This is a genomic window from Streptomyces sp. NPDC091209, assembly GCF_044757755.1.
Lineage (GTDB): Bacteria > Actinomycetota > Actinomycetes > Streptomycetales > Streptomycetaceae > Streptomyces.
Genome location: NZ_JBIVVR010000008.1, coordinates 481,055 through 487,744, shown reverse-complemented (window position 1 = coordinate 487,744; position 6,690 = coordinate 481,055). Strand labels below are relative to the sequence as shown.

Sequence of the window (6,690 nt, the reverse complement as noted above, 5' to 3'; positions counted from 1 at the left end):
CCGCCGGAGGGGAAGTCGCCGAAGTAGTCGACGACGTCCTCGGGCCACTGGTTCGCCTCGGCCAGCAGCACCGTGTCCGGATAGTGCGTGTCGATGTCGACCCGGAGCCGCTTCAGGAACTGATGGGTCGCAGGAAGGTTTTCGCAGTTCGTCCCCTCCTCCTGGTAGAGGTAGGGGACCGCGTCGAGGCGGAACCCGTCGATGCCCAGGTCCAGCCAGAATCTGAGGGCCGCCAGGATGTCCTCCTGGACGGCCGGGTTCTCGTAGTTGAGGTCGGGCTGGTGGGAGAAGAAGCGGTGCCAGTAGTACTGCTTGCGGACCGGGTCGAAGGTCCAGTTGGAGGCCTCGGTGTCGACGAAGATGATGCGGGCGTCCTGGTACTGCTTGTCGTCGTCGGCCCAGACGTAGTAGTCGCCGTAGGGTCCGTCGGGGTGGGCGCGGGACTCCTGGAACCACGGGTGCTGGTCGCTGGTGTGGTTCATGACGAAGTCGATGATCACGCGCATGCCGCGCTGGTGGGCGGCGTCGACGAACTCGACGAAGTCGGCGAGGTCGCCGAACTCGGGCAGGACGGCGGTGTAGTCGGAGACGTCGTAGCCGCCGTCGCGCAGCGGGGACTTGAAGAAGGGGGGCAGCCACAGGCAGTCGACGCCCAGCCATTGCAGGTAGTCGAGTTTCGCGGTCAGGCCCTTGAGGTCGCCGATGCCGTCGCCGTTGCTGTCCTGGAAGGAGCGGACCAGGACCTCGTAGAAGACGGCTCGTTTGAACCACTCGGGATCGCGGTCCTTGGCCGGGGTGTCCTCGAACGTGTCCGGGACGGGCTCATTGACCATCATGCGGGTGACCCTCCGATCCGCGGTGCCGGGCCGACAGTGAGCACATGTGCACCGCCCGGACCCAGGCGCACAAAGTTGGACCTGCCCCAGTTGTAGGTCTCGCCGGTGAGCTCGTCGCGCACCGGCACGCGCGCGTCGGCGCTCAGAGCGAGTCGCGGCATGTCCAAGGACACTGTGGCTTGCCGGGTGTGGTGGGGGTCCAGGTTCGCCACGACCACCACCGTGTCGTCACCCGAACGCTTGCTGTACGCGATGAGGGCATCGTTGTCAGTCTGGTGGAAGCGGAGATTCCGCAGTTCGCGCAGGGACCTGTGGTCCCGCCTGATCCGGTTCAGCCGGGTGATCAGCGGCGCGATCGTACGTTCCTCGCGCTCGGCCGCCGCCCAGTCGCGCGGGCGCAGCTCGTACTTCTCGGAGTGCAGATAGTCCTCGCCGCCCTGCTTCGCGGGGGCGTTCTCGCACAGCTCGTATCCGGCGTACATTCCCCACGCCGGCGAGAGGGTGGCGGCGAGGACGGCGCGCAGTTCGAAGGCGGGCCGGCCGCCCTGCTGGAGGAACTCGTGCAGGATGTCGGGGGTGTTGACGAAGAAGTTGGGCCGCATGCAGGCGGCCGAGTCACCGGACAGCTCGGTGAGGTACTCCGTCAGCTCCTGCTTGGTGTTGCGCCAGGTGAAGTAGGTGTACGACTGCTGGAAGCCGACCTCGGCGAGCCGTCGGACGATCGCGGGCCGGGTGAAGGCCTCGGCGAGGAAGATGACGTCGGGGTCGGTGCCGTTGATGTCCGCGATCACCTGTTCCCAGAAGACCACCGGCTTGGTGTGCGGGTTGTCGACGCGGAAGATCCGTACGCCGTGCTCCATCCAGAAGCGGAGCACCCGGACGGTCTCGCGGACCAGGCCGGGCATGTCCTGGTCGAAGGCGATCGGGTAGATGTCCTGGTACTTCTTCGGCGGGTTCTCCGCGTAGGCGATCGTGCCGTCGGGGCGGTGGTGGAACCACTCCGGGTGCTTCTCCACCCAGGGGTGGTCGGGGGAGCACTGGAGCGCGAAGTCGAGTGCGATCTCCAGGTCCAGGGATGCGGCCCGGCGGACGAACGCGTCGAAGTCGTCGATCGTGCCCAGGTCGGGGTGGACCGCGTCGTGTCCGCCCTCGGGGGAGCCGATCGCCCAGGGCACGCCGACGTCCTCGGGGCGGGCGGACAGGGTGTTGTCGGGGCCCTTGCGGAAGGTCGTGCCGATGGGGTGGATCGGCGGGAGGTAGACGACGTCGAAGCCCATCTCCGCGATCGCGGGCAGACGTTCGGCGGCGGTGCGGAACGTGCCGTGCACCGCAGGACCGCTCCGATCGCTCCGACCGCTCTCCGAGCGCGGGAAGAACTCGTACCAGGAACCGAACAGCGCCCGCTCCCGCTCCACCAGCAACGGCAACGGGAGGGAACGGGTGAGCCGTTCACGCAGCGGATGCTCCGCGAGAGCGGCCTTCACCGCCGGAGCCAGGGCCGCCGCGAGCCGGTCGCCGGGGGGCCGGGAGTCGTCGCGCAGGGCGTCGGCAGCGGACAGCACGGTGTCCCGGCCGGCCCCTTCCGGCACTCCGGCGGCGGCCCGCTCATGGAGCGAGGCGCCCTCCTCCAGGACGAGGCCGACGTCGATCCCGGCCGGGATCTTGACCTCGGCGGCGTGCCGCCACCCGGCCACCGGGTCGCTCCACGCCTCCACCAGGTAGGTCCAGTGGCCCGTCTGTGACGGTGTCACACGGGCGCCCCAGTGGTCCGCGCCGGGGGTCAGTTCACGCATGGGTGTCCATGGGCCGGGGCGGCCGCTCGGATCGCGCAGGACCACATTGGCGCCGACCACGTCATGGCCCTCGCCGAAGAGGGTGGCGGTGACCTCGAAGGTCTCGCCGACCACCGCTTTGGCGGGCCGTCTGCCGCATTCGACGACCGGCCGCACGTCCATGACGGGTATGCGGCCGGTGTCCGTGTTCGCGTCCATGCGATTCGCCTCCGCGGTTCTGGGCCCCAGTCGTCGTTGCCGCGAAAGGCCCTTTCGGTGGTCCTTGGGACCGTCGTTCAGATCCGTGCCGGAACGTCCTGCAGATAGACCTCGGCGGCGTTCGCCGCCTCCCTCGCGCAGCGCTTCCCCATCAGGACGCACAGGGTGTACCCGGTGTTCTCGAAATTCCCCCGCACCACACGGTCGGCGGGAGTCGCGAGAAGCAGGCGTTCCCACGCCCGGTAGCGCTCCAGATGCCGGGCGACCTCGGCTTTGGCAGGCAGCAGCATCACGCTGGTCACCTTCCCGATTCTCTCGACCGCGCACGGCTCGCCTGGCCGGCGAGTGAGGGCCGTACGCGAAGGGGAGCCGACCCGTCACGGAGCGACACCCTCACTCATGGTGCCTGTACAGCGACCGAGCGTCTTGTTGGTTCTTCAACAACATTGGCGGTGCTCTCGTGTTGCACGAATGGAGTAGCCCTCTCATCCTGAAGGTCACTCAGGAGCGACCAGTGCTCACGCTTCGTACTCGGGGCTCGGTCCCGCAGGGGGCGAGGAAGAGCGAGAGCTTCGCCGGTGAGGAGCCAACGACGATGAAAGCCGCAGTTCCCTGCTACTACCACCTCGACGTGGAGCTCAGCCAGGAAAGGGTCGGACAGGTCAAGCGGATCCTGGCCGCGCACCTCCGGTACTGGAACCTGGAGAATCTCGTCGATTCCGTCTGCCACTGCGCGGAAGCGCTGCTCCGCACGATCGAGCAGCACGCCGCCGACAAGAACACGACCATCGAGATGTGGTGGAACGGTCAGCACCTCATCGCCGCCGTGTCGGACAACAGCCAGGACATCCGCCCGCACAAGGCGCCGCAGGGATGTCTCGCCCAGATCGCCGCCCTGAGTGACGGCTGGGGCTGCTGTGCGACGGACGTCGGCGGCAAGATCATCTGGTTCTCCTGGCGGGCTCGCAGCGCCGAACGCGCCCCGCTGGAACCTCCCGTGCCGGCGCCGAGCCTGCGCGAGGCGCGCCCGATGCCCCGGTACATGGTGCTGCCGGACCCCGTGCTCGCGGCCGCCAGGGAAGAGATCGAGCCGGTCGCCGCCCGCGGGTGACCCGTCGGCGGACCCGGCCGTGATTCTCGTACGGCAGTCACGTACGCGTCCGGAACGGGCACTTCTTCCTCCGGTGCGTGACCTACGACGGCGATGGAACTGACGTCGCCCGCTTCACCCAAGTCGCCGAGCGCGTCGATCTCGTACTGATCGACGCGCTCGGCGACGTCCGGACGGTTCCGCTCGCGGGGGTCGCCGAGAGGCGCCCGGCTCTCCGCGGCCGCGGCCGGGCGGTCGAGCGCGGCCGGCGTGCCGGATCCCGCCCGCGCACGTGCACGAAGTCACCTCGGGCAGCCCGTCCTTCGTCCCTCGGTCGCCGAGGCGCAGCCGACTGCGCTGCCGTCCGCCGGCGAACACCCGTCGGCCGACGTGCTGTTGGGGGACCGACGTGATCCGCGCTTTGAGAGCGCGGCGCGCGGTCCGTCCATGGAACGCTCGTCCAGGCCGGCAGGTCGGCTCGGCGGCCATGGAAGGCGGGAGTCAGTCCGTGACGTGGAACTCGTTTCCGCCGGGGTCGAGGAACTCGCCGGATTCCCGGTCGCGGTGGGTGACGTGCAGCCGGAGTCTGTTCCGCGCCGTCTTCGGTGCGGCAGGCGGCCCCATCACCAGCGAGACCGAACTGGTGGGCCTCGGGCGCAGCCGGACGCCCCAGTCATGGGACTCGGCCACGTGCCAGTCGGCCTGAGACTCCCAGAAGGCCCCCTGCTCGCAGAGGTCCTCCTGGGCGACGTCAAGGCAGATCGCGACGAGGCCGGAATCGGCGAGCACGCCGGGGTGTCCGGGACGCAGTACGCAGAACTCGTTGCTCTCCGGATCGGCCAGCACGTCCCACGGGACGTCCCCCTGGCCGATGTCGACCCGCGTCGCACCGAGTGCGAGCAGGCGCGCCACCTCGGCCTCCCAGTCCGGCCCTCCGGCCAGGTCGAGGTGGAGCCGGTTCTTGTGCGCCGTCTTCGGCTTCGAGGTCGGCACGAACCGCAGCCGCAGGCCGCCCGTCAGGCCCCGTGTCGCGTCCAGCCAGAAGCGGTCCATGCGGGTGACGTCCAGCGCGTCGAACACAATCCCGGTCAGCATCCCGTTCCCCCAAGTCCTCGGACCCGTCGCCCGCCTATTGTCGCCGCCGCTCTCGGCATCAGTGCTGGGGCCCGGGGTCGGCGTAACCCGCTCCCGGCCGGTGCACGCAGACGTCTCAGATCGGCGGGCTGGGTGGGAGTCCCGGGGGTAGGCTGGTCATGAATCGGGCTGGAACGGGCACATCGGACCCATCGGCGGGGGCCGGTCCAGGGCCCGGGTTCCGGGACCTGGGGCGGTCTCCAGATACGGGGATGCACATGTCCATCACACCGGTAGAAGCGGCACGCCAGGAACTGTCCGGATTCAAAGGGCAGCTGATCGGTCCGGAGGATTCCGGATACGACGAGGCCCGCGCCGTCTACAACGCGATGATCGACCGGCGGCCCGCCCTAGTGGCGCGCTGCACCGATCCGGACGACGTCGCCCTGATCATCGGCTTCGCCCGCGACCACGCTCTCCCGCTCGCGGTGCGCGGCGGCGGCCATCACGGGGCCGGCCTGAGCACCTGCGACGACGGCGTGGTCCTCGACCTCTCCCCGCTCAAGGACATCGAGGTCGATCCGGCCGCCCGCACGGTACGCGTCGGCGGCGGCTGTGTCTGGGGCGAGGTCGACCGCGCCACCAACGAGCACGGCCTGGCCACACCGAGCGGCATCATCTCCACCACGGGCGTCGGCGGCATCACCCTCGGCGGCGGCATCGGGCACCTGACCCGCAAGTGCGGGCTGACCATCGACAACCTGCTGGAGGCCGATCTGGTCCTGGCCAACGGTGAGCGCGTACGGGCCAGTGCCGACGAGAACCCCGACCTCTACTGGGCGATCCGCGGCGGCGGCGGCAACTTCGGCGTCGTCACCTCGTTCCTGTTCCGGCTGCACGACGTGAGCACGGTCGTCGCGGGTCCCACCTTCTGGCCCGTCGAGCTCGGCGCCGAAGTCCTCGCCGCCTACCGCGACTTCATCCCGAACGCACCCCGCGACGTGGGCTGCTTCCTCCTCTTCGGCTCGGTCCCGCCCGGACCGCCGTTCCCGGAGGAGATGCACCTGAAGAAGGTCTGCGGTGTGGTGTGGTGCCGCGTCGGGGACGACACCGACGCGGCGGCCCGGGACATGGCACCCCTGCTCGACGCCCTGCCCGCGCCCCTGCTGCACGGCCCCGCGCCGATGCCGCACCCCGCGATCCAGTCCGCGTTCGACGGCGTCTACCCGCCCGGCGATCAGTGGTACTGGCGGGCGGACTTCGTCGACGAGATCCCCGCCGAGGCCGTCGGCCTGCACGCCAAGTACGGTGCCGAAGCGCCGACATGGAAGTCCACGATGCACCTGTACCCCATCGACGGCGCGGTCCACGACCACGCCTCGGAGGACACCGCCTGGAGCTACCGCAACTCCGGCTGGGCCTCCGTCTTCGTCGGCGTGGACCCCGACCCGGCCAAGGCCGACGCCGTCAAGCAGTGGAGCGTCGACTACTCCGAGGCCCTCCACCCGTTCTCGGCGGGCGGAGCGTACGTCAACATGATGATGGACGAGGGGCAGGAGCGCGTACGGGCCAGCTATCGCGACAACTACGGGCGGCTGGCCCGTGTGAAGGCCGCGTTCGACCCGGGCAACCTGTTCCGCCTCAACCAGAACATCGAGCCGGCGACGTCCGACTGACGGCGAGGGCGGGTCGGGCGGGT

The 6,690-nt window shown here is 69.6% G+C and carries 5 protein-coding genes and 1 pseudogene; 2 read left to right on the top strand and 4 right to left on the bottom strand.

Going from position 1 to position 6,690, the window contains the following annotated elements; translation table 11 throughout:
- The 3 genes and pseudogenes from ACIQRL_RS25545 to ACIQRL_RS25535 form a co-directional block, all read right to left on the bottom strand.
- A partial coding sequence (locus ACIQRL_RS25545; RefSeq protein ID WP_401335485.1) for an alpha-amylase family glycosyl hydrolase occupies positions 1-836 on the bottom strand: 836 nt, incomplete at its 3' end.
- The gene (locus ACIQRL_RS25540; RefSeq protein WP_401335482.1) at positions 833-2,827 is read right to left on the bottom strand and encodes an alpha-1,4-glucan--maltose-1-phosphate maltosyltransferase; all 1,995 of its coding nucleotides are present in this window, start codon (positions 2,825-2,827) and stop codon (positions 833-835) included. The genes ACIQRL_RS25540 and ACIQRL_RS25545, both read right to left, overlap by 4 nt.
- A gap of 98 nt (positions 2,828-2,925) precedes the next feature.
- A pseudogene (locus ACIQRL_RS25535) lies at positions 2,926-3,117 on the bottom strand (DUF5133 domain-containing protein); the annotation flags it as partial.
- A 305-nt stretch (positions 3,118-3,422) separates the two neighbouring features.
- Between ACIQRL_RS25535 and ACIQRL_RS25530 the strand changes: the two are divergent.
- Positions 3,423-3,938 carry a pep a2 gene (locus tag ACIQRL_RS25530; protein WP_401335479.1) on the top strand — a complete coding sequence of 172 codons (516 nt, stop codon included), beginning with the start codon at positions 3,423-3,425 and terminating at the stop codon, positions 3,936-3,938.
- 480 nt (positions 3,939-4,418) lie between these two features.
- Here the strand turns inward: ACIQRL_RS25530 and ACIQRL_RS25525 are convergent, their stop codons facing one another.
- Complete coding sequence (locus tag ACIQRL_RS25525; protein WP_401335477.1) at positions 4,419-5,012, bottom strand: VOC family protein; 594 nt, start codon at positions 5,010-5,012, stop codon at positions 4,419-4,421.
- A 257-nt stretch (positions 5,013-5,269) separates the two neighbouring features.
- On the opposite strand from ACIQRL_RS25525, the gene ACIQRL_RS25520 reads away from it, so the two are divergent.
- The gene (locus ACIQRL_RS25520) at positions 5,270-6,667 is read left to right on the top strand and encodes an FAD-binding oxidoreductase (protein WP_401335474.1); all 1,398 of its coding nucleotides are present in this window, start codon (positions 5,270-5,272) and stop codon (positions 6,665-6,667) included.
- Positions 6,668-6,690: the final 23 nt, after the last annotated feature.